Annotated in this window: 20 protein-coding genes, 1 tRNA gene and 4 pseudogenes; 16 read left to right on the plus strand and 9 right to left on the minus strand. The window is 68.6% G+C overall.

The annotated features are described in order from the left end of the window. Positions 1-130: 130 nt before the first annotated feature. Positions 131-1061 (minus strand): annotated as a pseudogene (locus tag ACIQ9E_RS09245) (DegT/DnrJ/EryC1/StrS family aminotransferase). 10 nt (positions 1062-1071) lie between these two features. Next, a pseudogene (locus ACIQ9E_RS09250) lies at positions 1072-1464 on the minus strand (hypothetical protein); the annotation flags it as partial. Positions 1465-1933: 469 nt separating this feature from the next. Between ACIQ9E_RS09250 and ACIQ9E_RS09255 the strand changes: the two are divergent. The 6 genes from ACIQ9E_RS09255 (at position 1934) to ACIQ9E_RS09280 (ending at position 8417) form a co-directional block, all read left to right on the plus strand. Next, the gene (locus ACIQ9E_RS09255) at positions 1934-2272 is read left to right on the plus strand and encodes a hypothetical protein (RefSeq protein ID WP_403704408.1); all 339 of its coding nucleotides are present in this window, start codon (positions 1934-1936) and stop codon (positions 2270-2272) included. A gap of 509 nt (positions 2273-2781) precedes the next feature. Further along, positions 2782-4923 (plus strand): hypothetical protein, encoded by a 2142-nt coding sequence (locus ACIQ9E_RS09260; RefSeq protein WP_403704411.1) that lies wholly within the window; start codon positions 2782-2784, stop codon positions 4921-4923. 283 nt (positions 4924-5206) lie between these two features. After that, positions 5207-5665, plus strand: a complete 459-nt coding sequence (locus ACIQ9E_RS09265; RefSeq protein ID WP_403704414.1) for a hypothetical protein — start codon at positions 5207-5209, stop codon at positions 5663-5665. Between the two features lie 87 nt (positions 5666-5752). Beyond that, a complete protein-coding gene (locus tag ACIQ9E_RS09270) occupies positions 5753-6310 on the plus strand; it encodes a toxin (RefSeq protein WP_403704416.1) in 558 nt (185 codons plus the stop codon). Between the two features lie 233 nt (positions 6311-6543). Next, positions 6544-7794 (plus strand): MAB_1171c family putative transporter, encoded by a 1251-nt coding sequence (locus ACIQ9E_RS09275; RefSeq protein ID WP_403704419.1) that lies wholly within the window; start codon positions 6544-6546, stop codon positions 7792-7794. Beyond that, complete coding sequence (locus ACIQ9E_RS09280) at positions 7791-8417, plus strand: hypothetical protein (RefSeq protein ID WP_403704422.1); 627 nt, start codon at positions 7791-7793, stop codon at positions 8415-8417. The genes ACIQ9E_RS09275 and ACIQ9E_RS09280 overlap by 4 nt, the downstream gene beginning before the upstream one ends. Positions 8418-8552: 135 nt before the next feature. On the opposite strand, the pseudogene ACIQ9E_RS09285 reads toward ACIQ9E_RS09280, so the two are convergent. Continuing rightward, positions 8553-8778 (minus strand): annotated as a pseudogene (locus ACIQ9E_RS09285) (MerR family DNA-binding transcriptional regulator). Positions 8779-8896: 118 nt separating this feature from the next. On the opposite strand from ACIQ9E_RS09285, the pseudogene ACIQ9E_RS09290 reads away from it, so the two are divergent. Next, positions 8897-9397: pseudogene (locus ACIQ9E_RS09290) on the plus strand (tyrosine-type recombinase/integrase); the annotation flags it as partial. Between the two features lie 364 nt (positions 9398-9761). Here ACIQ9E_RS09290 and ACIQ9E_RS09295 read toward each other — a convergent pair. Beyond that, positions 9762-9835, minus strand: a tRNA-Gly gene (locus tag ACIQ9E_RS09295). A 463-nt stretch (positions 9836-10298) separates the two neighbouring features. On the opposite strand from ACIQ9E_RS09295, the gene dcd reads away from it, so the two are divergent. Continuing rightward, a complete protein-coding gene (dcd, locus tag ACIQ9E_RS09300; RefSeq protein ID WP_006347809.1) occupies positions 10299-10874 on the plus strand; it encodes a dCTP deaminase in 576 nt (191 codons plus the stop codon). 2 nt (positions 10875-10876) lie between these two features. Beyond that, positions 10877-11389 (plus strand): phosphoribosyltransferase, encoded by a 513-nt coding sequence (locus ACIQ9E_RS09305; RefSeq protein WP_403704427.1) that lies wholly within the window; start codon positions 10877-10879, stop codon positions 11387-11389. A gap of 478 nt (positions 11390-11867) precedes the next feature. Here ACIQ9E_RS09305 and ACIQ9E_RS09310 read toward each other — a convergent pair whose 3' ends face one another. The 3 genes from ACIQ9E_RS09310 to ACIQ9E_RS09320 all read right to left on the minus strand — a co-directional run bounded on the left by ACIQ9E_RS09310 (position 11868) and on the right by ACIQ9E_RS09320 (position 15969). After that, a complete protein-coding gene (locus ACIQ9E_RS09310; RefSeq protein WP_403704431.1) occupies positions 11868-12818 on the minus strand; it encodes a Yip1 family protein in 951 nt (316 codons plus the stop codon). Positions 12819-12992: 174 nt separating this feature from the next. Then, positions 12993-15263, minus strand: coding sequence for a heterodisulfide reductase-related iron-sulfur binding cluster (locus tag ACIQ9E_RS09315; RefSeq protein ID WP_403704434.1), 2271 nt, complete (start codon positions 15261-15263; stop codon positions 12993-12995). A gap of 145 nt (positions 15264-15408) precedes the next feature. After that, positions 15409-15969 (minus strand): sugar transferase, encoded by a 561-nt coding sequence (locus tag ACIQ9E_RS09320; RefSeq protein ID WP_403704437.1) that lies wholly within the window; start codon positions 15967-15969, stop codon positions 15409-15411. Positions 15970-16316: 347 nt separating this feature from the next. Between ACIQ9E_RS09320 and dnaK the strand changes: the two genes are divergently transcribed. From dnaK to ACIQ9E_RS09340, 4 genes are read left to right on the plus strand one after another with little or no spacing between them, the layout of a single operon-like run. Beyond that, a complete protein-coding gene (gene dnaK / locus ACIQ9E_RS09325; RefSeq protein WP_403704440.1) occupies positions 16317-18173 on the plus strand; it encodes a molecular chaperone DnaK in 1857 nt (618 codons plus the stop codon). Continuing rightward, positions 18170-18862: a nucleotide exchange factor GrpE gene (gene grpE / locus ACIQ9E_RS09330; RefSeq protein ID WP_403704443.1), complete on the plus strand. Its 693-nt coding sequence runs from the start codon at positions 18170-18172 to the stop codon at positions 18860-18862. The genes dnaK and grpE overlap by 4 nt, the downstream gene beginning before the upstream one ends. Before the next feature lie 60 nt (positions 18863-18922). Beyond that, positions 18923-20104, plus strand: a complete 1182-nt coding sequence (dnaJ, locus tag ACIQ9E_RS09335; RefSeq protein ID WP_403704446.1) for a molecular chaperone DnaJ — start codon at positions 18923-18925, stop codon at positions 20102-20104. A gap of 5 nt (positions 20105-20109) precedes the next feature. Beyond that, positions 20110-20556 carry a heat shock protein transcriptional repressor HspR gene (locus tag ACIQ9E_RS09340; RefSeq protein WP_366260976.1) on the plus strand — a complete coding sequence of 149 codons (447 nt, stop codon included), beginning with the start codon at positions 20110-20112 and terminating at the stop codon, positions 20554-20556. Positions 20557-20691: 135 nt separating this feature from the next. Here the strand turns inward: ACIQ9E_RS09340 and ACIQ9E_RS09345 are convergent, their stop codons facing one another. Beyond that, positions 20692-21690 carry a helix-turn-helix transcriptional regulator gene (locus tag ACIQ9E_RS09345; protein ID WP_366260977.1) on the minus strand — a complete coding sequence of 333 codons (999 nt, stop codon included), beginning with the start codon at positions 21688-21690 and terminating at the stop codon, positions 20692-20694. A 126-nt stretch (positions 21691-21816) separates the two neighbouring features. On the opposite strand from ACIQ9E_RS09345, the gene ACIQ9E_RS09350 reads away from it, so the two are divergent. Then, positions 21817-22050, plus strand: a complete 234-nt coding sequence (locus ACIQ9E_RS09350; RefSeq protein WP_366260978.1) for a hypothetical protein — start codon at positions 21817-21819, stop codon at positions 22048-22050. Further along, complete coding sequence (locus tag ACIQ9E_RS09355) at positions 22047-22373, plus strand: hypothetical protein (RefSeq protein ID WP_006347798.1); 327 nt, start codon at positions 22047-22049, stop codon at positions 22371-22373. The genes ACIQ9E_RS09350 and ACIQ9E_RS09355 overlap by 4 nt, the downstream gene beginning before the upstream one ends. Positions 22374-22534: 161 nt before the next feature. Here ACIQ9E_RS09355 and ACIQ9E_RS09360 read toward each other — a convergent pair whose 3' ends face one another. After that, a complete protein-coding gene (locus tag ACIQ9E_RS09360; RefSeq protein ID WP_403704450.1) occupies positions 22535-22948 on the minus strand; it encodes a pyridoxamine 5'-phosphate oxidase family protein in 414 nt (137 codons plus the stop codon). 214 nt (positions 22949-23162) lie between these two features. Between ACIQ9E_RS09360 and clpB the strand changes: the two genes are divergently transcribed. Beyond that, entirely contained in the window at positions 23163-25754 is a 2592-nt protein-coding gene (clpB, locus tag ACIQ9E_RS09365; RefSeq protein ID WP_403704452.1) for an ATP-dependent chaperone ClpB, read from the plus strand. Positions 25755-25846: the final 92 nt, after the last annotated feature.

A 25846-nucleotide genomic window follows, 5' to 3' on the forward strand; every position in this document is an offset into this window, starting at 1 on the left:
CCTGCGCCGGGACGGGCCGCGGCTGCCAGTGCATGATGCCCGAGGCCCTCCGCGTTCATGGCCGCCGCGAGGGCGTCGCGGAACGCCGCCACGGGCACATCGGCCGGGTCGAGCCCCAGCTCTTCGGGCATCACGAGTAGCGGATAGAAGAAGTAGACATGGGTACGGCCTTCGGGGACGCCCGGCGGCCGGATGCCCGGCACCCCCGACAGCGCCGCGGTGAGGGCCGCGCCGTTGGCCTCGCGGACCCGGTCATCTCCGGGAGTCGGCGGAGCTGGGAGCGGGCGAAGGCCGCGGCGAGTACGTCGATGCGGTAGTTCCAGCCCACGATGCGGGCGTTGTAGTCCCGGTCCCGGCCCGGCAGTTCCTTGCCGAACATCAGCATCCGCCGGGTGAGTGCGTACTGCTCCTCGTCGCGGGTCGCGAACAGCGCGCCTTCGCCCAGCGCCGAAAGCGTCTTCGACCTGTTGAGGCTGGCACCGCTCATGGTGCCGAGCGCCCCGAACGTCGGCCCCGGTAGGTGGCGCCGTGCGCCTGGGCCGCGTCCTCGATCAGGGGCAGGCCGTGGCGGCGGGTGACGGCGCTCAGAGCGTCGTAGTCGGCGGGCGGCCCGTTGAGGTCGACGGCGACGATGGCACGCGTACGGTCGGTGACGTGCGCCTCGACTAACGCCGGGTCGACGTCGAAGGTGTGGGATCGGTATCGGCGAAGACGGGCACCGCATTGGCCTGGAGGAGCCAGGACGCCGAGGCCAGGAAGGTGTCGGCGGGCACGATCACCTTGTCCCCGGGCTCGACGGCCGCGGCGGCGATGGCCATGTGCAGAGCGGCCGTAATGGAGTTTGCGGCGACGACGTACGGCATGGAGGTATACGCGGCCCACGCCTCCTCCAACTCCTGCACGGCCCGCATGGGCGAGTGCCAGGGCGTCACCGCGTCCATTGCCCGCACGACGGCCCGCCGGTCCTCGTCCGTGATGTACGGCCAGGGCGCCACGGCGCCTTCGGGGAGGAGCCGGGGCCGCGGCGAGCGCCAGCAGCGCCCGGCACACGTCGTGGACATGGACGAAGTCCCTCGTCTTCAGATCGGCATCGCCGACCACCGGGATCGGCAGCCCGTTGAGGTGCCACCGCAGGAACTGGGACACCTCAACGCCCGCCCGGCGCGGGTCCTCGCCAGGGCCGTACACCAAAAAGGGAACGCCCGATGACGACGGAGACCGGCAACCTGGTGCAGGCTGAGCAGGTCGGTTCGGCGGAGAGCTTGGACGCCCCGTACGGCAGGAAGGGGCGCGTGGGGTGGTCCTTGTGCATCGGTGAGTACCCGGGGAGTGCCGCAGACGATCGCGGAGGAGAGGTAGACGAGCCGCTGTACCCCGAGTTCGAGGCAGGCGTTCCCGACGTTGCAGGTGCCCAGGGCATTGAGCTGGAATTCGTGCCGGGGCGCTCTGCCGAGACCGTCCCACTGGCGTTCCCGGCCGGTGGGTTCGATGCTCGTGAAGGGAACGTCGAGACTCGCGTGCAGGAAGCCGACTCGGCAAGGGAGTCGGGATACGGGCTCCGGCCGGAACGAGGCGTTGCGCCAGGCCGTCCGGCAGGGACGAGCCGGGCCCGGGGCCCTGTCGTCGAGACGATGGTCAGGGCCGCCGACACCAGTGCATCGGTGCGGGGTGGGAGAGCGGATCGACTACAGCCGTATTCGCTTTGTCCCAGTGGGACATGCTTCCCCGCCGTGATGAAAAGCCCGGGGTCGGTATGTGGCCGAACCCTCGCCCTTGGGCATGAGTCGAGGCTCTGAGGGAATGGCTGGTTCTCTTCGGCTCGAAGGTCCTTGTCATGTCCTGCGCATTCTGTGGGGGCGGAATGGTACCGGCCTCCCTGTGGTGCTGTCAGGACTTTTGACCCTGACGGCATAATTCGGTTAGTAATAAAATTATGGACTTCACCGTTATTGCTCATGCCGTGGAAGTCGACCACGGGGTCAAGCGCTTGTCGATGCGTTTCATCAAGCGTTACGCCGCGCCGGATCGGGCCCGGCTCAGTGCGGACCTCTGTCAGCAGATCAGTCAGGCGTTGGACGGCCTTGGGCTGATGACCTTGCCCCGGCGGCTTCCGACTTCGGAGACCGCATACGTCTTCGTCGTCAAGAAGGACAGCCCGCTCGGTGAGGCGATCGCAATCGCCGGTACCGTCGCCATGATGGAGAAGATGGGAACGTCAGTTCTGCCGACTCTCTTTGAGCGGTTCCCTGGGGCTGAGCGCTACCTGACCTAGTGCAAACGAAGCCTTAAAGATCAGCCGCCGAAAGAAATCTATCAATATACGACAATCATTCCGCGAGGGAGGTGGCGACGCTAGAGTCGCTCCATGTGTCGCCGCTCTGAGAGTGTGCCGTCGCAGTGTCCGACTCGGCGGAGTGATGCGTGCAGCCAACGCTGGTTCGCGACGGGCCGCTGCTGTGATCGGGCCCTGCGCTCCCGGCTCGGCCTTTGGGGCTCTGAAGGGGAATCTTCGAGGGTTTGCTGAAAATGCTTACTCAGATCCGTCAGAATAAATCTATGTCATGAGATATCGGGATGATATGGATGTATCAGACTTCGGCCCTGTCCTGGGCCGCTCAGGTCGGCGGACGTCCGCGTTAAATCCGTCGTATCACCGTCCAGACCGGAGAACAGATGTCCCATCCGCCCCGCCGATCCTTGTCCGTCGACTGGAAGAACGAGACCGTGGCGGTCTCGAACCCTGCGCGTTCCCTGCCTGAACCTCCCCCGGAATCCGCCCGGATGGAGCTGGCCTTGGCGGGCCTTGCCCACCCGCTCACCCGCCTCCCGGCCGACGCCTGGCAGACCGTGGCGCGTGGGGTCGTCGGTGCCAAGGGCATCGCGGGTCTGCTGGCATCGACCGAACAGGAGAACGGACTTCTCAAGGAGGAGAACGTCGAAGGGGCAACCCTCCGCACGTTCAGCAGCCGGGTCTGGCTCAGCGAACTGCTGCCGGGAATCCAGCCTCGTACCGGGATGGAAGTACTGGACATTCCTGACCCGCAGGTGACGGGCATGACCGAGAGCGGGCTCCCGTGTGCTGCGGTGCGATATCGGTACCAGAGCCTTCAGCATCTGAAGGACCATGTGCGGCAGACGATCCACGGCACCCTGGCGATCAACAGCTACGCCGTCTCGATCTTGGGACGGAAGGTGACCCGCCCTCTGATTACCCACCCTGTGGAGTTCATTTTCGAAGACGGCGCCGACTCCTTCTACGCCTTGGTGGTGCGGGACGGCATCACCCGGCTGGCCAGTGCCTGGGCCGTGCTGGCCGGACCGGACGCCGAGTCAGGCAAGGCGGCGGATCTCGTCGTGGAGTCGCTGTTCGGAGACACCCCGGCCGAACCGGCCGATGGTGTGGGGCTCGGTGAGCGGTTGGCCGCACACCGGCAGGCGCACCGCAACGCACTCACCGGAGAGTTCCAGCGGGCCACGGCCGAAGACGACGCCGAGCGCGCCGTTCCCATCGGTCAGACCTTTGTGGTGCCGGCGGATATCGCCGTGGGCATCGAGGGTCATCTGGAGCGTCTACTGGCCCCCGAAGACGTCTTTGACGACGCCATGCGCTCGATTCTGGCCAGTGTCCATGTCGAGTTCAAGGCGTGGGATACAGCTGCCCAGAACGTCGAGGTGGCCACGCGGGCACTCAAGCGGCTGATTCAGATCGACGATCTGGAAGTACCGAAAGAGGACCTCCAGGTCGTCTACGGTATGGCCGTCGGACGTATCGGCCCGGAGGATCTGCCGAAGGAATACGGCGACGACCGGCTACCGGGTACCGCGCTGTGGCGTGGCGTCCAGATCGTTCACGGCCTGACCAGGCCTGAGGTCTTTGGGAGGCTCAAAGACCAGGCAAAGATCATCAAGGGTGGTTCCCGGATGAGCGCCAAGGGCTTCGCCGACATGCTGGGCCCCATCCTGGACCGTCCTTGGCGCAACGCGAAGAAGGCCGTGTCCAAGCAGGCCCGCAATGCCTGGGGCAACGGCGGTGTGCTGACCGGGGCCGTACTCACGGAATGGGATCCGGTCCTGACGGATGATTTCACCAAGCTGGTCCAGCCGGCGGTGGACGGAGATCTGGACGCCCGCTGCACCCTTGCGGTCGCCGGAGGCATAGCGCTGATCGCAGACAAACTTCTCACTCGGAACGTGGGTTCTTCCCTGATGGCGGCCAAGGAGAAGGGCGGTGTGCCGTTCCGGGCCGATGTCCACCAGGTCGTCGAAGGGCTTTCGGCCCCGGGCAATGAGCTGGGCTTGTGGACGCTCGCCCTTACCGCCAACCGATTCCGGCACGACGCCCTTCCGGAGAACGCCCAGGTTCTGCGGCAGCTCATTCGCCGGGACCGTAGCCATCAAGAGGGCACCCCCTATGTCCATCTCAAAGTGGATGTGACCCAGCCCGACAGGATCGCGCGGGACGAGCACGGGGTGCCCGTACGCCTGTTGGAGTGGGACGTGGTCTGGGCTTCCGACCCTCAGCGAGCCGAGAGCGTATGGAAGGCGCAGCAGGTCCGTCAGTCGCCCCTGCCGACGTTGACTGCGCTGCCGGCCGGTCTCCGAGCGGAGAGCGACCCCGAGGAAGCCGGCGCATCCCCCGCCACCGCCGAACCGCCGGCCATCCAGTCGGGCGACGCCGTTCCTGCCGCCCGTCGCGCTGAAGGCTTCCAACGCACCCTGCGCAACTCCTTGGAGAGTGCCCAGTACGCACTGGACGGATTGACCGATATAGACCGTACGGCGGGCAGCTGGCCTCCGGTGATGGAAGCCGCCTCCTTCGGTGACCTCCGTCAGACGCTTCTGGAACTCCAGACAGATCTGGAGAACCTCCGGCGCAACATCCAGGGTGACGACTCTGCACCGGAGGATGATGACCTGGTGTGAGCGCATTTCAGTCACGGGGGAGGCCACAGGGCGTCAGAGGCCGTCTGTGAAACGGTTCCTGAGGGGCTGGCATACTGCACGGGTGTAGCCCTTCGCGCATCCCCCGTCGCGAAGGGCTACATGCATAGGTCGGCGCCGGGCGGGATCGGCGCGCGGGAGTTCTCCACGGACAGGGGACTCCCCTGTGGCCCCCTGGCCGTGTTTTTTGTAGTTAACAGTGGCGTAGAGTGTTTGTGCAAGCAGGACATTTGCCCCGGTGCACGAGGTGAACGTAGGTAACCGGATGGACATCGGCGAAGAACACGTGCCCGAACTGCATTCGCTGCAGCAGAAGGTCGAGTACATGCTGGAGAAGACCTTCCCGGGCCAGAAGGTGTCCGGTCGGACCTTCGCCGAGCTGGTCAAGGGGCGCGGCGGTGCCCTCTCCCACAGCTACTTCTCGAACATCCTGGCCGGCAAGGTCACCCAGCCCTCCGAGGAGATCCTCAAGGCGCTCGGGCTGGGCTTCGGGGTGGACTGGCGGTTCTTCAAGGAGGAGTCGGAGGTCGTCGGCGACGTGGTCGCCGGGCTCCAGTTCCTCGCCAAGCGGCGGACCGGTGAGATCGCGGGCGTGGCGGGCCGGGGCGTCGACGACGACGGGCTGCCGGCGGAGCTGCTGGAGTTCGCGCTCTCCCTGCTGGCGGACACCAAGTCCGGTCGGCGGACCGAGGGCGTGGAGGACGGTGGTCAGGGCAGCGCCTAGCGCAGGCGGGCTCCGCGTGGGTGACCGGCGTTGGCTAAAATCGCCGACCGCTTGTGATGCACGCGCGATGACGACCAAGAGGCCTCAATGTCCCTGCGTGAACTGCGCAAAGAGTGTGAAGCCGGACTGGCTGACCTTCCCATACCTGCGCCCTTCACCGTCGAAGGCCTGGTGGCGAACATGGAGGCGGCCCGCGGTCGGACCATCGTCCTCCAAGAGCTGCCCGAACGGCTGGCGCGCGTGAACGCGGCCTGTGGTCTGCGGCTGAAATCCGGCACCACCAGTTACGTCCTCTACCGGCGTCGCCCCTCCGCGTACCAGACCCAGCATGTGATCCTGCACGAGCTGTGCCACGAATGGTTCGACCACGGCACCAGCCTGGACGCGGAGCAGCTGCGGCTGCTGCTACCGGTGTTCGACACCTCGCTGATCAAACGGGTGCTCTCCTCCGACACGGTCCAGGCCCGAGCCCAGTACGACACGCACGACGAGCGGGTCGCCGAGTTCGGCGCCTCCCTGATCCCGCGGATGGCCAGGGATGTGACCAGCGACGATATGGTCGGAAGGCTGGCGAATTCGCTCTCCCGGCCGGTTGCCCACCGGCGCCGTGCGTTCTCCTTCCATACATTCTTCCGCCGCTCGTAGCGCCACCGGAGAGATCCCGGCCCGCCCGTTCCCCAGGCACAGCCACGCCTCATCCCATCCCGCCCGCAGGGCCTCACGGAGCCCGGCAACACCTCACGAAACCCAGCAGCACCTTGCGGAGCCCCGCAGGGCCTCACGGAAACCGACAGAACCTCACGGAATCCCGCAAACCCGCAGGAATCTGTAGACCCCGCAGAAGCCCACGAAACCCGCAGAACACCCGAGGAACTCATGTGACCGCGCTCGACCTCGCCGGCTATCTCGTCGCCGGTCTGATGACTGCCGTTGCCCTGTGGCGGATGCCGGCCGCGCTCTGGGGCGACGAGGAGGACAAGCGCCGCCGCGCCCTGTGGGGCTGCTATGCGGGCTTCGCCATCGCCCTGTGGACCAAGACCCGCGTGGTCCGAATAAGCCTCAACAACAGCCCCATCGTCGATCTTTCGGTACTGATCAAGCACTACACGTCCACCATCGCCATCCTGGCGATCCTCAGCTACATCGTCGCCATCTACGGTCACTTCCCGGAGGGCGGGGCGATCCCCCGCCATGTCCGGTTCGCCCGGCTCATCCAGCGGGTGGCCACCAAGGCGTCCGTGGTCACCCTCATCCTCCTGACCGTGCTCTTCTTCACGGTGGTGGACCGCTCGGTCCCCGCGGACCGGTTCGTCGCCGAACACGCCGGCCAGTGGGGCGCCACGCTCTATATGAGCGTCTTCTACCTCTACTTGGGCGCCGCGTCCGCCGTCTGCGCCTATCAGTGGGCCCTGGCCACCGCCGACGCCCGGTTGCGTCACCTCCGGGTGGGTCTCGGCATGATGACCTTCGCGATGTTCATCGGTGTCGGCTACACCCTCAGCCGGACCCTGTTCCTGTGGATCAGTGTGGTCGACCGGCCGAGTGAGAGCTTCGCGCTGTCCTTCGACACGGCCACCGAGGCCGCCCAGGTGGTCCTCTTCGTCTTCTTTGCGCTCGGTGCCTCCATCCCCGCCTTCAGCAAGGGCTGGCGGCGGGTCCGGCTGTGGCGGGCCCAGGTGAATCTGCACCCGCTGTGGCGTGATCTGATGACCGCCTTCCCCGACCAGCCGTTCGCCCCGCCGGCCCCGCTCGCCCGCGAGCTGACCCGCTTCGACACCCCGGCCGACCTGCGCGTCGACCGCTGGGCGGCCGATATCGCGGACGCGGTCGAGAAGCTGCGCCACTATGTGCCCGACGGTCTGCTGACCGCCGCCAAGGAGGCCGCCGCGGGCGAAGGCGGGGCCCCCGGGAAGGCCGGCTCCCTCGCCGACGCCTACTGGATCAAGGCCGCCCTGGTCGCCAAGGCCGAGGGCGCGCCCGCCGGGAAGGCCGCCGCCTTCGAGACCAAGCACGCCACCGACCAGGACGGCGAAGTCGCCTGGCTGGTCAGGGTGGCGGCCGCCTACAAGACCATCCCCGAACAGCAGAGCCGCGTTGTCCTGCGGTCGAGCCTGGAGCGCAGCGCGTGAACCACATAGGCAATACGGCGAACGAGACCGCCGGGGACCCCGCCGGTTCGGCCGTCACCACCACGGCCCGCATCGTCACCGACGTCCTGCAGCCGCGCAACGTCCTGCTCACCGGCATGCTCGGGATCGGCCTTGCCGCGGCAGGCCACTGGACCGGCCTGCTGTGGGGTCTGCTCGGGGCCCTGTGCGCCGGGCTGATCCCGGCCGGCTACATCGAGTGGGAGCGCAAACGGGGTACCTGGGGCGACCGCCATGTGGTCGACCGCACCCAGCGGGCCCCGATCTTCTTCGTCATCCTCGGCTCCATCGGCACCGGTTCGATGATCATGGTCTTGGGCGGGGCACCCACGCCGATCCTGGTGGCGATGCTGGGCCTGTGGGTGATGACCATCGGGCTGCTCGCGGTGAACACGGTCTGGAAGATCTCGGTGGACTCCGCCGTCGCATCGGCGACGGTGGCCCTGCTGGCCGCGGTGCACTCGCCGTGGTGGCTGGCCGCCTACTCGCTGACGGCCGCCGTCTGCTGGTCCCGGGTCGCGCTGTCATATCACACGGTGGCCCAGACGCTGGCCGGAGCGTCGCTCGGCGGGGCCACGACCATCGCGTTCCTCTTCGTCTCGTGACGCGGCCACAGCACCGTCGCGCCGCTCGGTGACGCGGTCCGGACACCACAGCGGAGCACCGGGCCGTCCCCTCCCGGAGGCAGTACCTGGATGTACGAGCGGCGGCCCGCCGGTCTCCGTCGGATACGTACCTCCTCAGCCCGCGCTCGGCGGGTCCGCCGATTCGACGGCGCGACGGTACTCGACGTTGAAGCGCCGGGCTTCTTCGAGCTGCTGGGGGTGCCCTGGTCGACGACTTCCCGGGCCACGAGCGGCGATGCAGAGCTGGTAGCGGGAGTAGCAGCGGGGTGATGAGGCGGGCCTCTCCGGCCGCGCGGAGGAACCCTTGCGTGGTGCCGCTGATTTCGGCGGCCCGGCCCATCGTGTAGGCGGGGTAGCCGCCGTCGAGATGGCCGGAACACCCCCGCTCGCGCGGGGCCGACACCAGGCGTTGGAGCGCCTGAGCCCGCCGGGTGGGAACACCCCCGCTCGCGCGGGGCCGACTCACCATGGCCTCTCCCGAGCTGACCAGCGGCAAGCGCGCGACCGGGCCGACCAAGTCGGCCGCCGGCAAGCGCACGGTCGTTCTGCCCGAGTTCCTCCACACCGAGCTGCGCCGCCACATGGCCTGGTACGCGGAGAAGGAGGCCGATGGGCTGGTCTTCGTCGGAGAGAAGGGAGCGCCCTTCCGGCGGTCCACCTTCGGTCGCATTTGGCGGGCGGCACGGGCCAAGGCCGGCATGGAGCCGAACTTCCGCTTCTACGATCTGAGGCACACAGGCAACACCCTGCTCGCCGAGACCGGGGCCAGCACGAGGGACCTCATGGTCCGCATGGGCCAGTCCTCGGTCCGGGCCGCGATGATCTACCAACACTCCACGGCCAAGCGGCAGAAGGAACTCGCGGGCAAGCTCGATGATCGGGTGCGCACCGAGATCGGCCGCGTCCTGCCGAGCGGGGACGCACCTGCCAGTGGTGCGCGAGTGGTGCGGCCTTCCTGACGATTCCGCCAAGCCGCCCAGAGCGCCGGATCAGCCGCGCTCTGGGTGGCTTCGCGCTGCCCGCGACCGGGATGTCGGAGACGGTGCTCTGCGGGCGAGCCTGGCCCTGACCTGGGAGGTTGGGCGAGACAGGCAGCGCCGATGGGCCCTCACGGCCCCGTCAAGGGGCGCCGGTTGCTGTGGTCGGGGTCACATGAAATTGATCTCGGAATGCGGGACGCCGGCGGAGAGGGCCGCCCGCCGGAAGGCCCCGCACCTCGCCGGGGACGCTCTCCCGGTGCGTAGTGGTGCGACAGTGGTGCGGGGTCCCGGAATTGGTCTAGGCAACACAAAAGCCCCGGGCCGTTGGCCTGGGGCTTCTTCATGGAGCGGGTGACGAGAATCGAACTCGCGCTCTGAGCTTGGGAAGCTCATGTTCTACCATTAAACTACACCCGCACAGCGGACCGAAGATCGGGAACCGCAGTGCCGTCACTCTACCCCATCGCAGGCCCCGGGCGAAGAACGCCGCGGGGCCTTCTGTTCTCCCCGGGCCGCGACGAGGAGCGGGAAGTGGGTGCGGGGCAAGGGAGTTGGGGCATAGCGTGGTGGGTGCGGGGTGGCGGGTTCGAGGGTGCGGGGGGATGGCCTAATGTGGGGCTTCGTCCGCATTTGTTGGGGAAGGGACTCGATGGACCTGATGGAGCGCACCGTCGTCCGCTGTGCCGAGGGGCACGTCTTCGCTACCACCTCGTTTCCGATGCAGCAGCTCGGGGCCGGGCGGATCGGGCCGGCCCGGTTGGTCCGGTGTCCCCGGTGTGCGCGGTTGCGGAGTGCCGTGCCGGTGGCCGTAGCGAAGTGACGGGGGAGCGCACGGACGTCCGGTTCGGTGGGGTCCGTGCGCTCTGCGTATCCTCGGGGGGTGCTTCTCTCAGACAAGGACATCCGGGCCGAGATCGACGCCGGGCGGGTCCGCATCGACCCGTATGACGATTCCATGGTGCAGCCTTCGAGCATTGATGTGCGGCTGGACCGCTACTTCCGGGTGTTCGAGAACCACCGCTATCCGCATATCGACCCCGCGGTCGAGCAGGCCGATCTGACCCGGACGGTGGAGCCGGACGGCGACGAGGCGTTCATCCTGCATCCGGGCGAGTTCGTGCTGGCGTCGACGTACGAGGTCATCTCGCTGCCCGACGATCTGGCGTCGCGGCTGGAGGGCAAGAGCTCCCTCGGGCGGCTCGGACTGGTCACGCACTCGACCGCCGGGTTCATCGACCCCGGGTTCTCCGGTCACGTCACGCTGGAGCTGTCGAATCTGGCGACCCTGCCCATCAAGCTGTGGCCCGGGATGAAGATCGGTCAGCTGTGCATGTTCCGGCTCAGCTCGCCCGCGGAGTTCCCGTACGGCAGTGAGCGCTACGGCTCCCGCTACCAGGGGCAGCGGGGCCCGACGGCCTCGCGCTCCTTCCAGAACTTCCACCGGACGCAGGTGTGACGATGAGTGCCGTACGGGAGAACCTGACCTACGACACGTTCGGGACCGCGGTCCGCGAGCTGGCGCAGAGCATCGCGGACGACGGCTTCGAACCGGACATCGTGCTGTCCATCGCGCGCGGCGGGGTCTTCGTCGCGGGCGGGCTGGCGTACGCGCTGGACTGCAAGAACATCCACCTGGTCAATGTGGAGTTCTACACCGGGGTGGGCACCACCATGGAGATGCCGGTGATGCTGGCTCCCGTGCCGAACGTGATCGACTTCTCCGACAAGAAGGTCCTCATCGCGGACGACGTCGCCGATACCGGCAAGACGCTGAAGCTGGTCCACGACTTCTGCCTGGACCATGTCGCGGAAGTCCGGTCGGCCGTGATCTACGAGAAGTCGCACTCGCTGGTGAAGTGCGAGTACGTGTGGAAGCGCACCGACGACTGGATCAACTTCCCGTGGTCTGTTCTGCCTCCATGCCGTAAGTCCGGTACCCCGGTGACGCCCTCGAAAGATGCCCTGATGTGACGTAGGTCACCGAACGGTTTGCCGGGTCGTGTCCCGGCGGTATCTGATCTTGGGCGTTTCTCGCCGCTCAGAGCCGCAATCGGGTGATGCCGGCGGGCCCGCGGTCACCTTCACTCCTCGGCAACCGGGTCGCCGTGGTCCAGACGGCTTCGAAGCTCTGAGCGTAGGCGCGGAAGGGCCCTCCCGCTCCACTGCGACGCGGTGCCGTACCGGAGCGGCGCAGGCGTTCACACCTCAGATGTGTGCGCTGGCCGAGTGGCTGGTCATCCTCTCTGTGCAGAGGGGACATCCCCGCGTGCGCGGCGCCGACAACACCTACGTCTGGACCGCTGACGGCGGCTTCGGAACATCCCCGCGTACGCCGGGGCCGTTCCCGGCCGGCACGCCCTGGTGGAGTCTGCGGAGCTTGCGATTTCCCCGGTCCGGTAGCGGGTGGCCCCTGTGCAGGCAGCCCGGGTCCGAGGCCCCGGGCCGTATCTCAGATCGTGCCCAGTTTGATCAGCGAGAGCAGCGCCAGCAGCTGGATCGCCGACGCGCCCAGTGCCTTCGGCCACGGCAGATCGTGGGATTTGCTCACCATCGACGTGAACAGCGCGCCCGCCGCCAGCCAGGTCAGCCAGCCCAGAAGCTGGACCAGGGAGTTCTGGCCGCCCAGGAAGAGGGCGAAGAACAGGCGCGGTGCGTCGGTGACCGCCATGATCAGCATGGCGAGTCCGATGGTCGGCTGCCAGGCGCCGGTGCCGCCGAACTGGCGGGCGAGGGTGTTGGTGACGGCGCCGAGGATCAACCCGCCGATCACGAAGGCCACTGCCGTCATCAGAACGGCCGGGATCGCCGACGACAGCGTGGCGTTGAAGATCTCCTTGCGCGGCTCGTCGAGGCCGAAGATCGCCAGCGCGCCGTAGATCAGGGTCACCACCAGCGCCGGGCCCCACACCGGGTAGTCCCGCATCTGGAGGAAGGTCTGCGCCGGACGGGTGACGATGCCGCTCAGCAACTGCTTCCAGTGCAGCCGTGGGCCGGCCGGGGGAGCGGGCGCGTTGCCCGCCTGGTAGGTCGCGCCCTGGCCGTACGGGTCGTCGACCGTGAAGGCCTGGGTGTGACCCGGATTGTTGTCCGCGTACGGGTCGTGGGGCGGCGGGTGGGGCTGGTGGTGGCCCGGGTGCCGCGGCGGCTGCTGGTACTGCGGCGCGCCCCGGTGCGGGCCGCCGTGCTGAGGCGCCCCGTACTGCGGCGGCCCCTGCTGCGGACCGCCCTGCTGCTGGTACGGGTCCCCGTAGTACTCCGGTTCGCCGTACGCCGACGGCCGCCCGTCGCCCGCCTGGGGCCAGGCCTGCTGCCGCCCGTACGGCGGCTCCTGGGGCGGCCCCTGCGGGGGTCGCTGCTGCCTGCGGTTGTCCCGTCCGCGTCCGATCCTGAATCCAGCCACGCTTTCGAAAGTACCCCGTTCCGGCAGATCACCACCCCACCGGGGGCGCGGACAGGGGGCTTTGCGGCTGAGCTGTGACATCCCTTAGGGGGAACGGGAAGGGGACCCGGAGGGGCTGCGCCCCAGGCCCGGGTCCCCCTGGAGGTCACCCTGGAAGTACCTGGAAGTACGGGACTACTGCACCGGCTCCGGCTCGGGCGCGCCCTCCGGCGCGTCCCGGGGCTCGGGGTCCGACGGCGGCGCCTTCACCGAGTCCAGCAGCAGCTGCGCCACATCCACAACCTGGAGGGATTCCTTCGCCGCACCGCTGTTCTTCTTGCCGTTGACCGAGTCGGTCAGCATCACCAGACAGAACGGGCAGGCGGTGGAGACGATGTCCGGGTTGAGGGAGAGCGCCTCGTCGACCCGCTCGTCGTTGATCCGCTTGCCGATCCGCTCCTCCATCCACATCCGCGCGCCGCCGGCGCCGCAGCAGAAGCCGCGTTCCTTGTGGCGGTGCATCTCCTGCTGCCGCAGACCGGGGACGGCCGACATGATCTCGCGCGGGGGCGTGTAGACCTTGTTGTGGCGGCCCAGGTAGCAGGGGTCGTGGTAGGTGATCAGGCCTTCCACCGGTGTCACCGGGACCAGCCTGCCCTCGTCGATGAGGTGCTGGAGCAGCTGGGTGTGGTGGATGACCTCGTAGTCGCCGCCGAGCTGCGGGTACTCGTTGGCGATGGTGTTGAAGCAGTGCGGGCAGGTGGAGACGATCTTCTTCGCCGATTTCGGCTTCTTCGTCGCCGGATCGTCCTCGTCCTCGCCGAAGGCCATGTTCAGCATGGCCACGTTCTCCTGGCCGAGCTGCTGGAACAGCGGCTCGTTGCCGAGCCGGCGGGGGGAGTCGCCGGTGCACTTCTCATCGCCGCCCATGATCGCGAACTTGACGCCCGCGATGTGCAGCAGCTCGGCGAAGGCCTTGGTGGTCTTCTTCGCCCGGTCCTCCAGGGCGCCCGCGCAGCCGACCCAGTAGAGGTAGTCGACCTCGCCGAGATCCTCCACGTTCTGCCCGACGATCGGGACCTCGAAGTCGACCTCCTTGGTCCACTCGACACGGGCCTTCTTCGCCAGGCCCCAGGGGTTGCCCTTCTTCTCCAGGTTCTTGAGCATCGTGCCCGCCTCGGACGGGAAGGCCGATTCGATCATCACCTGGTAGCGGCGCATATCGACGATGTGGTCGATGTGCTCGATATCGACCGGGCACTGCTCGACGCAGGCGCCGCAGGTGGTGCAGGACCAGAGCACGTCCGGGTCGATGACGCCGTTCTCCTCCAGCGTCCCGATCAGCGGCCGCTCGGCCTCGGCGAGGGCGGCGGCCGGCACGTCCTTCAGCGCCTCGGGGCTCGCCTTCTCCTCGCCTTCCATGCTCTTTCCGCCGCCCGCCAGCAGATACGGCGCCTTGGCGTGGGCATGGTCCCGCAGGGACATGATCAGGAGCTTGGGGGAGAGGGGCTTCCCGGTGTTCCAGGCGGGGCACTGGGACTGGCAGCGGCCGCATTCGGTGCAGGTGGAGAAGTCGAGGATGCCCTTCCAGGAGAACTGCTCGACCTGCGAGACGCCGTAGACGTCGTCGTCGCCCGGATCCTCGAAGTCGATCTCCTTGCCGCCGCTGGTCATGGGCTGGAGCGCGCCCAGCGCGGTGGCGCCGTCGGCGTTCCGCTTGAACCAGATGTTCGGGAAGCCGAGGAAGCGGTGCCAGGCGACACCCATATTGGTGTTCAGCGACACCGTGATCATCCAGATCAGCGAGGTGCCGATCTTCACCGCGGCGGTGAGGTAGATGAGGTTCTGGAGAGTGCCGGTGCTCAGGCCCTCGAAGGCGGCGACCAGGGGGTACGAGATGAAGTACCCGGCCTCGTAGCCGTCGACGTGGTGGATCGCGCCCTCAAGACCGCGCAGGACGAGGATGGCGAGGCCGATGGTGAGGATCACGTACTCGACGAAGTACGCCTGCCACGCCTTGGAGCCCGCGAAACGCGATTTGCGGCCCGCCCGGGAGGGCAGGTTCAGCAGCCGGATCGCCATCAGGACAAGGATTCCGGCGACCGTCATCAGACCGATGAATTCGGTGTACATCTCGAACGGCGCCCAGTCGCCGATCACCGGCAGCATCCAGTCGGCCCGGAACAGCTGGCCGTACGCCTGGACCAGGGTCGGCGGCAGGGTGAGGAAGCCGATCGCGACGAACCAGTGGGCGAAGCCGACGATGCCCCAGCGGTTCATCCGGGTGTGCCCCAGGAACTCCCTGGCCAGGGTGATCGTGCGCTGTTTGGGGTCGTTGGTGCGGCTGCCCGCGGGCACGGGCTGGCCGAGTTTCACAAAGCGGTAGATCTGCGCGACGGCTCGGGAGATGAGCGCGACGGCGACCACGGTCAGGACCAGCGACACGACGATCGCGGCGAGCTGCATTTCGGGCTCCTCGGGCCTGCGAGGGGGACCGGTCCGGGCGCGGCCGGCCACCGAGAAATTACTAAGCGGTAACTTAATCGTTTCGGGCCGAGACTACCCACTTATGGGGCCGCACTGTAGCCGCGCGGCCGGTGATCTGTGTCGCTCAGGCTTGCCTCAGCCTCTGCGGGCGCGGTACGCGCGCCGGGGCGGCGGCCGCGGCGCGTGCGGGGCGCCCGCGCCGGGCGGTGGAGACGGTACGGGCCAGGATCATCAGGTCCATGCCCAGCCAGTGTTCCCTGATGTAGTGCAGATCCTGGACGGCCATCTCCTCCCACGGCAGCCCGGACCGCCCGCCGGTCTGCCAGAGTCCGGTGATTCCGGGGCGTACGGAGGTACGGGCCCGGGCGCTGCCCGCCGGGATCCGGTCCACCGGCAGCGGGCGCGGGCCGACCAGGGACATCTCGCCCCGGAGTACGTTCACGAGCTGCGGCAGATGGTCCAGGTAGTGGCGGTGGAGCAGCCGGCCCGTGCGGCTGCCGGGCACCACCCGGAACGCCAGCATCCGGAACGGCCGCCCGCCCGCACCCGTACACCGCCTCGGTACGAGGACCCGCCCGCGCGCCGAGATGGCGACGGCGGCCGTGAGCGCCGCCAGCGCCGGGGCGAGGAGCAGCAGCAGAAGGGCCGTGCCCAGCAGATCGACGGCTCTTTTCGAAAGGGACATCTGTCTTCTCCCGCCGAAGCGTGCAGCAAGGGAAGTTTCCGGAGTTCCGGGATGAGTAGCGATGTACCCGGAGTTCCGGGATGAGTGGCGATGTATAGGGGTGTGTAGGTGTTTAGTGAGTTCTGTGGGGGATGACTGTGACAGATGCGGTCCCCGGAGGGGTGGTCGCCACGCGCGGCCGGTTGACAGGTGCTGTGCGCGGCCCGGCGAATGCGGCACCGGCCGGCCGGGCTGCGGATAAGCGTGGGATAAAAGTTGAGTGGGGTCGACTCAGGTCTGTTGACTCCCGCGACGGGCTGGGGCATCCTTGAGTCAGTTCCACTCAAGAAGTCTCTGGAGGAATTGACATGGCACGTGCGGTCGGCATCGACCTGGGCACGACTAACTCCGTCGTCAGCGTTCTGGAGGGCGGCGAGCCCACCGTCATCACCAACGCCGAGGGAGCCCGGACCACGCCGTCCGTCGTCGCCTTTGCGAAGAACGGCGAGGTGCTGGTCGGCGAGGTCGCCAAGCGCCAGGCGGTCACCAACGTCGACCGGACGATCCGATCGGTCAAGCGCCACATGGGCACTGACTGGAAGATCGAGATCGACGGCAAGAACTTCAACCCGCAGCAGATGAGCGCCTTCATCCTGCAGAAGCTGAAGCGCGACGCCGAGGCGTACCTGGGCGAGAAGGTGGCCGACGCGGTCATCACCGTCCCGGCGTACTTCAACGACTCGGAGCGCCAGGCCACCAAGGAGGCCGGTGAGATCGCGGGCCTCAACGTCCTGCGTATCGTCAACGAGCCCACGGCCGCCGCGCTGGCCTACGGCCTCGACAAGGACGACCAGACGATCCTCGTCTTCGACCTCGGCGGCGGCACCTTCGACGTGTCCCTGCTGGAGATCGGTGACGGCGTCGTCGAGGTGAAGGCCACCAACGGCGACAACCACCTCGGTGGCGACGACTGGGACCAGCGCGTCGTCGACTACCTGGTCAAGCAGTTCCAGAACGGCCACGGCGTCGACCTGGGCAAGGACAAGATGGCCCTCCAGCGCCTCCGCGAGGCCGCCGAGAAGGCCAAGATCGAACTGTCGTCCTCCACCGAGACGTCGATCAACCTGCCCTACATCACGGCCTCCGCCGAGGGCCCGCTGCACCTGGACGAGAAGCTCACCCGCGCCCAGTTCCAGCAGCTGACCTCCGATCTGCTGGACCGCTGCAAGACCCCGTTCAACAACGTCATCAAGGACGCGGGCATCGCCCTCTCCGAGATCGACCACGTGGTCCTGGTCGGCGGCTCCACCCGGATGCCCGCCGTCGCCGAGCTGGTCAAGGAGCTGACCGGCGGCAAGGAGGCCAACAAGGGTGTGAACCCGGACGAGGTCGTCGCCATCGGCGCGTCCCTCCAGGCCGGTGTCCTCAAGGGCGAGGTCAAGGACGTCCTGCTGCTCGACGTCACCCCGCTGTCCCTCGGTATCGAGACCAAGGGCGGCATCATGACCAAGCTCATCGAGCGCAACACCACGATCCCGACCCGCCGCTCCGAGATCTTCACGACGGCCGAGGACAACCAGCCCTCCGTCCAGATCCAGGTCTACCAGGGCGAGCGCGAGATCGCGGCGTACAACAAGAAGCTCGGCATGTTCGAGCTGACCGGCCTGCCGCCGGCGCCGCGCAACGTCCCGCAGATCGAGGTCTCCTTCGATATCGACGCCAACGGCATCATGCACGTGACCGCGAAGGACCTGGGCACGGGCAAGGAGCAGAAGATGACCGTCACCGGCGGCTCCTCGCTGCCGAAGGACGAGGTCGACCGGATGCGCCAGGAGGCCGAGCAGTACGCGGACGAGGACCACCGCCGCCGCGAGTCCGCCGAGACCCGCAACCAGGGCGAGCAGCTCGTCTACCAGACCGAGAAGTTCCTCAAGGACAACGAGGACAAGGTTCCCGGCGAGGTGAAGACCGAGGTCGAGACGGCCATCACCGAGCTGAAGGAGAAGCTCAAGGGCGAGGACACGGCCGAGATCCGTACCGCCACCGAGAAGCTCGGCGCCGTCTCGCAGAAGCTCGGCCAGGCGATGTACGCGGATGCCCAGGCACAGCAGGCCGCCGCGGGTGGCGACGCGCCGCAGGGCGACGCCGGCCAGGCCAAGGCCGACGACGACGTCGTCGACGCCGAGATCGTCGACGACGAGAAGCCCAAGGGCGGTGCCGCGTGACCGAGGAGACCCCGGGCTTCGACGAGAAGCCCGACGTCCCCTCCGGCTCCGACGACGCCGCCGAGACCGCCGCGCCCTCCGAGCAGGAGGGCGGGGCGGCCCCGGCAGGGGACGCCGCCAAAACCGCCGGTCTGACGGCCGAACTGGACCAGGCGCGGTCGGCACTCGCCGAGCGCACCGCCGATCTCCAGCGGCTCCAGGCCGAATACCAGAACTACCGCCGCCGGGTGGAGCGCGACCGCGTCACGGTGAAGGAGATCGCCACGGCGACCCTCCTGGCCGAGCTGCTGCCCGTGCTCGACGACATCGGCCGCGCCCGGGACCACGGGGAGCTGGTCGGCGGATTCAAATCCGTCGCCGAGTCCCTGGAGACGGGCGTGGCGAAGATGGGCCTCCAGCAGTTCGGCAAGGAGGGCGAGCCCTTCGACCCGACGATCCACGAGGCGCTGATGCACAGCTATGCGCCGGATGTCACGGAGACGACGTGCGTCGCGGTGCTCCAGCCGGGGTATCGGATCGGCGAGCGGACCATCCGCCCCGCGCGGGTGGCCGTGGCCGAGCCGCAGCCCGGCGCCGGTCCGGCACCGGCGGCCAAGGATCCGAAGGAGTCCACGGCCGCCGCGGACGGCGCGGACGCCAAGGACGGCGCGGCCGACGGCGAGGAGAGCGGTGGCCCGGACAAGGGCTGACGCAGGCAGAGGCGTACGCGTACGGAGCGTGCGCGGCACCGCCCGGGAGGAGGGACGTCGATGAACACGAAGGACTTCGTCGAGAAGGACTACTACAAGGTCCTCGGCGTCCCCAAGGACGCCACCGAAGCCGAGATCAAGAAGGCGTACCGGAAGCTCGCCCGCGAGTTCCATCCGGACGCCAACAAGGGTGACAACAAGGCGGAGGAGCGCTTCAAGGAGATCTCCGAGGCCAATGACATCCTCGGCGACCCCAAGCGGCGCAAGGAGTACGACGAGGCCCGCGCCCTCTTCGGCAACGGCGGCTTCCGCGCCGGGCCGGGCGGCGGCAGCTTCAACTTCGACCTGGGCGACCTCTTCGGAGGCGCCCAGGGCGGGGGCCCCCAGCCCGGCGGCGCCGGTGGCTTCGGCGGCGGTCTGGGCGATGTGTTCGGCGGGCTGTTCAACCGTGGTGCGGGCGCCGGGACCCGGGTCCAGCCGCGGCGCGGCCAGGACATCGAGTCCGAGGTGACGCTCAGCTTCACCGAGGCCGTCGACGGGGCCACGGTCCCGCTGCGGATGTCCAGCTCCGCGGCGTGCAAGGCCTGTTCGGGTACCGGCGACAAGAACGGCAACCCCCGGGTCTGCCCGACCTGCGTCGGCACCGGCCAGGTCTCCCGCGGCGGCAGCGGCTCCTTCTCGCTGACCGACCCCTGTGTGGACTGCAAGGGCCGCGGGCTGATCGCCCAGGACCCCTGCGAGGTCTGCAAGGGCAGCGGGCGGGCCCGCTCCTCGCGCACCATGCAGGTGCGGATCCCGGCGGGCGTCTCCGACGGCCAGCGGATCCGGCTGCGCGGCAAGGGGGCCCCGGGCGAGCGCGGCGGCCCGGCCGGTGACCTCTATGTCGTCGTCCATGTCGGCGAGCACCCCGTATTCGGCCGCCGTGGCGACAATCTGACCGTCACGGTTCCCGTGACGTACCCGGAGGCCGTCCTGGGCGGCGAAATCAAGGTGCCCGTGCTCGGCGGCCCGCCGGTGACCCTGAAGCTGCCCGCGGGCACGCCCAACGGGCGCACCATGCGGGCCCGCGGCAAGGGAGCGGTCCGCAAGGACGGCACCCGCGGCGATCTGCTGGTCACCGTCGAGGTGGCGGTTCCGAGGGATCTGAGCGGCAAGGCGAAGGAAGCGCTGGAGGCCTATCGCGAGGCCACCGCGGACGAGGACCCGAGGGCCCAGCTCTTCGAGGCCGCGAAGGGAGCATGAGGACGATGGACGGAAGGCGCCGCAACCCCTACGAACTGACCGACGAGTCACCGGTGTACGTGATCTCGGTGGCGGCCCAGCTCTCCGGGCTGCACCCGCAGACACTGCGGCAGTACGACCGGCTGGGTCTGGTCTCCCCCGACCGTACGGCGGGCCGGGGACGGCGCTACTCCGCCCGGGACATCGAACTGCTCCGTACGGTGCAGCAGTTGTCCCAGGACGAGGGCATCAACCTCGCGGGCATCAAGCGCATCATCGAGCTGGAGAACCAGGTCGCGGCGCTCCAGTCCCGGGTGGCCGAGCTGACGGCCGCGGTCGAGGGTGCGGCGGCGGCGATGCGGCAGCGCGAATCGCAGGTCCACGCCTCGTACCGGCGCGATCTGGTGCCGTACCAGGATGTGCAGCAGGCGAGCGCGCTGGTCGTATGGCGGCCCAAGCGCACCGGCGAATAGCCCGCCGGAGCGCATGACCCACCGGTGAGCGGCCCGTCGGCGGCGGCCCACCGGCGGCAGTGCTTCGCGGTACGGTGCGACAGCCCGTCCCGCCCGCGTTCCGTTGCGTTCGTGAACGGCGCGGGCGGGGGGCCGTCAGCCCGCCGTGGTCGGCGTTTCGTGCTCCAGGATTCCCGACTGGGCGATCAGATACCCCAGTTGGGTACGGCTGCCGCTGCCGAGCGACGAGCCCAGTTTGGCGATATGCGCCCGGCAGGTCCGGACGTTCATCCCCAGCCGGCGGGCGATCGCCTCGTCGACATGCCCCTCCACCAGCAGTTTGGCGATGGAACGCTGGACGCCCGTCACTCCGTTGAGATCGGGGCCGTACGAGATCGGCTCGTCCCACGGCAGTCCGTGCAGCCAGAACTGCTCGAAGACGCCGACCAGATAGTCCACGATCCCCTTGTGCCGCAGCTCCAGAGCGAACAGCCGGTCGCTGCTGGCGGGGATGAAGGCCACCTTCCGGTCCACGATGATCAGCCGGTCGATGATTTCTTCGAGGGTGCGCACCTCCACTCCGGACGGGCCGACCTTCTCCATATAGGAGAGCGTGGCGGGGTGGTGGCGGGCGGTGTGCTGGTAGAGGGTCCGCATCCGGACCCCGCGTTCGATCAGCGGCTGCACCCGGTGCAGCGCCTTCTCCAGGGAGTGCGGCTGGCGTCCGCTGCCCGGCTGGACTGTGAGAAGCTCCTCCGTGCAGTCGGCGGTGACCTGGTCCAGACTGGCGTTGATCCGGTTGAGGCCTTCGAGGACGGTGATGCCGTCGGGCACGGGTGAGCCCTGGGCACTGATGGACATAAACGGTTCGAGAGCGTCGGTGAGGGCGACGGCCCGCCGGCGGCGGTCCTGGATCTCCCTCTCGATGGGGTGAATCAGTTGCGCCAGTGCCGTGGTGGGAGCAACCGGTCGGAGCCACTGGGCGTCATACGGGTCCGGATCGAGCAGTGCGAGGTCGAACAGGCAGGGCGCGGTCTCCGCCTCCAGCCGGGACAGCCGACCGCTCCGCAGCGCGGTGATGTAAAGACTCTTTCCCGCCTCGCACAACTTGCCGTCTGAGTGAGGGTGTCCGAGTTCGCCCCCATGAGACGTCATATGTACCCCCTCATGTTCCTGCATTACAGGAACATGATGCCTGCCGTCGCTGGTGCAAGCGTTCGGAGTGAGACATCGTCTTATGCGCGGGGGAGGAGGAATGATCAAATGAGGTGGAGATCACCCATGTCTAGGACGCTACGTGCGCTATGTGCTCTTGCCTTGGCGGGCGCCGCGCTGGGCGCGGCCGGATTCACCGGCGAGCCCTCTTGGGAGCGCGTCCCCGCAGCCGTCGCGGCGGCGGACCAGGGTGAGCCCTCGTGGGAGGTCGGTGGACCGTTCGCGGCGGCCACTGCCGACGACGGCGAGCCTTCCTGGGAACTCACCACCGCACCTGCTTCCGAAGGTGCGGACGCATGACCGTTCCACCGGATGACCGCTCCTTCCGACGCGAGATGGCCACGGCCTACCGCTCCGGGTGGCATTTCATCGACCTCGTCACGGCCATTCCCCACCGAGGCGACTCGTTGATGGTCACCCTGTTCGGCGAGCCGATCGTCGTGGCCCGCGAAGAGGACGAGGACGTCCGCGCCTACCGGTGCCTCCGCCGTCCGAGGGGCGCGCCGCAGCCCGTCCGCTGCGCCATCCGATACGGAATGATTTTTGTGAACCTCGACCAGCGCGACCACCGGCTGGCCGATCCGGACACCAACACCACCCGAGCCACCCCCCGAAGTGCCTGAGCGATTCCCCCGTCGTTTTAGATCGCTCCGGCACATCCCCCACACAGCGGCGCCATCGCGGACCTGAAACGCGATGGCGCCGCTGTGCGTCTGCGTACGGGCGCCGGGCCCGCGATCCGGCCCCGGCGCCCCGGCGGGCGCGGGCGGGTCCGGTGGGGGTCTCAGGTGCGGCCCAGGGCCCGTTCCACGGTGATCTCGACGACGACCCGGTCCGGGTTGGGCTTCGGGGTGCGTCCGTACCGTTCGGCATAGCGCCGGACCGCGTCCGCGACGGCCTCCGGCTCCGTGACGATCCGGGCCCGGCCCTCCAGCGTGGCCCAGCGCCCCCGGTCCAGCTGGCAGACCGCGACCCGCGCGCCCCGCCCGTCCGCCGCGCCCGCGAGGACATGGGCGACCTTGCGGCTGGACTTGTTGGTGATCACCCGGGCCAGGCCGGCCTCCGGCTCGAAGGTCACCCCGACCGGGACCACGTGCGGGGAACCGTCCGCCCGGAGCGTCGTCAGAGTGCACAGATGGTGTTCGCGCCAGAACTCCAGATAGCCGGGGGACAGCTCGCGCAGATCGGTGATCGCCATGGAATCCAGCGTAGGCCGTACCGGTCGGAAGCCCCGGAGCCCCCGTACGCCGAACGATGGCGCACCCCGCCACCGGTTGAGGCCGGGCCTTGAGTGGAATAGACTCAACTTTGTGCAGGTTCAATGAGTCAGACTTAGTGACCGGATGCGGGCCGGGGCCCGTATCCGATGTGTGTGACCTGCGTGAGCGACCTGCGAGGAGGAGTTACCGGACGTGGACGCCGAGCTGACCAACAAGAGCCGGGACGCCATCAACGCCGCGACCAGTCGCGCGGTGTCGGGCGGCCATCCCGATCTGACCCCCGCCCATCTGCTGCTGGCGCTGCTCTCCGGCTCCGACAACGAGAACCTCACCGATCTGCTGGCCGCGGTGGAGGCCGACCAGGCGGCGATCCGGGCGGGGGCGGAGCGGGTGCTCGCATCGCTGCCCAGCGTCACCGGTTCCACCGTCGCACCGCCCCAGCCCAGCCGCGACTTCCTCGCCGTCCTCGCGGACGCCGCGGAGCGCGCCAAGGAGCTGGGCGACGACTATCTCTCCACCGAGCATCTGCTGATCGGCACCGCCGCCAAGGGCGGTGCGGCGGCCGAGGTGCTGTCCGGCCGGGGCGCCACGGCGAAGAAGCTGACGGCGGCGTTCGCCGCGGCCCGCGGCGGCCGCCGGGTCACCACCGCCGACCCCGAAGGCCAGTACAAGGCGCTGGAGAAGTTCGGTACGGACTTCACCGCGGCCGCCCGCGAGGGCCGGCTCGACCCGGTCATCGGCCGGGACCAGGAGATCCGCCGGGTGGTGCAGGTGCTCTCCCGGCGTACCAAGAACAACCCGGTGCTGATCGGCGAGCCCGGCGTCGGCAAGACGGCGGTCGTCGAGGGGCTGGCGCAGCGGATCGTGAAGGGGGACGTGCCCGAGTCCCTGAAGAACAAGCGGCTGGTCTCCCTGGACCTCGGCGCGATGGTGGCCGGTGCCAAGTACCGCGGTGAGTTCGAGGAGCGGCTGAAGACCGTCCTCTCCGAGATCAAACAGAGCGACGGGCAGATCATCACCTTCATCGACGAGCTGCACACCGTCGTCGGCGCGGGCGCGGGCGGCGATTCCGCCATGGACGCGGGCAATATGCTCAAGCCGATGCTGGCCCGTGGCGAACTGCGGATGGTGGGTGCCACCACCCTCGACGAGTACCGCGAGCGCATCGAGAAGGACCCGGCGCTGGAGCGGCGCTTCCAGCAGGTGCTGGTGGCCGAGCCGACGGTCGAGGACACCATCGCCATCCTGCGCGGTCTCAAGGGCCGTTACGAGGCCCATCACAAGGTGCAGATCGCGGACTCCGCGCTGGTGGCCGCCGCCACCCTCTCCGACCGGTACATCACCTCCCGCTTCCTGCCCGACAAGGCCATCGACCTGGTCGACGAGGCCGCGTCCCGGCTCCGGATGGAGATCGACTCCTCTCCGGTCGAGATCGACGAGCTGCAGCGCTCCGTCGACCGGCTGCTGATGGAGGAGATGGCGCTGAAGAACGAGTCCGACCCCGCGTCGCGCCAGCGGCTGGAGAAGCTCCGCCGCGATCTGGCCGACCGGCAGGAGGAGCTGCGCGGGCTGACGGCCCGCTGGGAGAAGGAGAAGCAGGGCCTGAACCGGGTCGGTGAGCTGAAGACCCGGCTCGACGAGGTGCGCGGCCGGGCCGAGCGGGCCCAGCGCGACGGGGATTTCGACACCGCTTCCAAGCTGCTGTACGGGGAGATCCCGGCGCTGGAGCGGGAGCTGGCGGAAGCCTCGGAGGCCGAGGCCGAAGCCCGTACGGACACCATGGTCAAGGAGGGGGTCGGCTCCGACGATATCGCCGATGTGGTGGGCTCCTGGACCGGGATCCCCGCCGGGCGGCTGCTGGAGGGCGAGACGCAGAAGCTGCTGCGGATGGAGGACGAGCTGGGGCGGCGGCTGATCGGCCAGTCGGAGGCGGTCCGGGCCGTGTCCGACGCGGTACGGCGGACCCGCGCCGGGATCGCCGACCCCGACCGGCCGACCGGCTCCTTCCTCTTCCTGGGCCCGACGGGCGTCGGCAAGACGGAGCTGGCGAAGGCGCTGGCGGACTTCCTCTTCGACGACGAGCGGGCGATGGTCCGGATCGACATGTCGGAGTACGGGGAGAAGCACAGCGTCGCCCGGCTGGTCGGCGCGCCCCCCGGCTACGTCGGCTACGAGGAGGGCGGCCAGCTCACCGAGGCGGTGCGGCGCCGCCCGTACAGCGTGGTGCTGCTGGACGAGGTGGAGAAGGCGCATCCGGAGGTTTTCGACGTCCTCCTCCAGGTCCTCGACGACGGCCGGCTCACCGACGGACAGGGCCGTACGGTCGATTTCCGCAACACCATCCTGATCCTGACGTCGAACCTCGGCAGCCAGTATCTGGTCGATCCGTCGACCTCGGCCGAGGAGAAGCGGCAGCAGGTGCTGAACACGGTCCGCGCCTCGTTCAAGCCCGAGTTCCTCAACCGCCTGGACGATCTGGTGGTCTTCTCGGCGCTCGACGTGAACGAGCTGAAGCGGATCGCCGGTCTCCAGATCGGCCGGCTGGCGCAGCGGCTGGCGGAGCGGCAGCTCGTCCTGGACGTCACGCCCGAAGCGCTGGAGTGGCTCGCCGAGGAGGGCAACGACCCGGCCTACGGCGCCCGGCCGCTGCGGCGGCTGGTGCAGACCGCGATCGGGGACCGGCTCGCCCGGGAGATCCTGGCCGGCGAGGTCACCGACGGCGACACGGTACGGGTGGACCGCTTCGAGGACGGGCTGATCGTCGGACCGGTGGCGGCCGGCTGATCCGGAGCGTCCCCGGGAATGCGCCCGGGGGCGCTTGGGGCCCGGCCCCGCCATGGGGGAGGATGGCCGCATCCGTACGAAGGGAATACCAG

This window comes from Streptomyces sp. NPDC094448, from assembly GCF_044763775.1.
Classification (GTDB): Bacteria; Actinomycetota; Actinomycetes; order Streptomycetales; family Streptomycetaceae; genus Streptomyces.

Coding starts and splice junctions, on each gene's coding strand:
- ACIQ9E_RS09360 (WP_403704450.1), bottom strand. CDS start 22,948: ATGGCGATCACCGATCTGCGCGAGCTGTCCCCCGGCTATCTGGAGTTC.
- ACIQ9E_RS09350 (WP_366260978.1), top strand. CDS start 21,817: ATGTCTAGGACGCTACGTGCGCTATGTGCTCTTGCCTTGGCGGGCGCC.
- ACIQ9E_RS09255 (WP_403704408.1), top strand. CDS start 1,934: ATGGACTTCACCGTTATTGCTCATGCCGTGGAAGTCGACCACGGGGTC.
- ACIQ9E_RS09355 (WP_006347798.1), top strand. CDS start 22,047: ATGACCGTTCCACCGGATGACCGCTCCTTCCGACGCGAGATGGCCACG.
- ACIQ9E_RS09320 (WP_403704437.1), bottom strand. CDS start 15,969: ATGTCCCTTTCGAAAAGAGCCGTCGATCTGCTGGGCACGGCCCTTCTG.
- dnaJ (WP_403704446.1), top strand. CDS start 18,923: ATGAACACGAAGGACTTCGTCGAGAAGGACTACTACAAGGTCCTCGGC.
- dnaK (WP_403704440.1), top strand. CDS start 16,317: ATGGCACGTGCGGTCGGCATCGACCTGGGCACGACTAACTCCGTCGTC.
- ACIQ9E_RS09345 (WP_366260977.1), bottom strand. CDS start 21,690: ATGACGTCTCATGGGGGCGAACTCGGACACCCTCACTCAGACGGCAAG.
- ACIQ9E_RS09265 (WP_403704414.1), top strand. CDS start 5,207: ATGGACATCGGCGAAGAACACGTGCCCGAACTGCATTCGCTGCAGCAG.
- ACIQ9E_RS09315 (WP_403704434.1), bottom strand. CDS start 15,263: ATGCAGCTCGCCGCGATCGTCGTGTCGCTGGTCCTGACCGTGGTCGCC.
- ACIQ9E_RS09305 (WP_403704427.1), top strand. CDS start 10,877: ATGAGTGCCGTACGGGAGAACCTGACCTACGACACGTTCGGGACCGCG.
- ACIQ9E_RS09260 (WP_403704411.1), top strand. CDS start 2,782: ATGGAGCTGGCCTTGGCGGGCCTTGCCCACCCGCTCACCCGCCTCCCG.
- ACIQ9E_RS09270 (WP_403704416.1), top strand. CDS start 5,753: ATGTCCCTGCGTGAACTGCGCAAAGAGTGTGAAGCCGGACTGGCTGAC.
- ACIQ9E_RS09340 (WP_366260976.1), top strand. CDS start 20,110: ATGGACGGAAGGCGCCGCAACCCCTACGAACTGACCGACGAGTCACCG.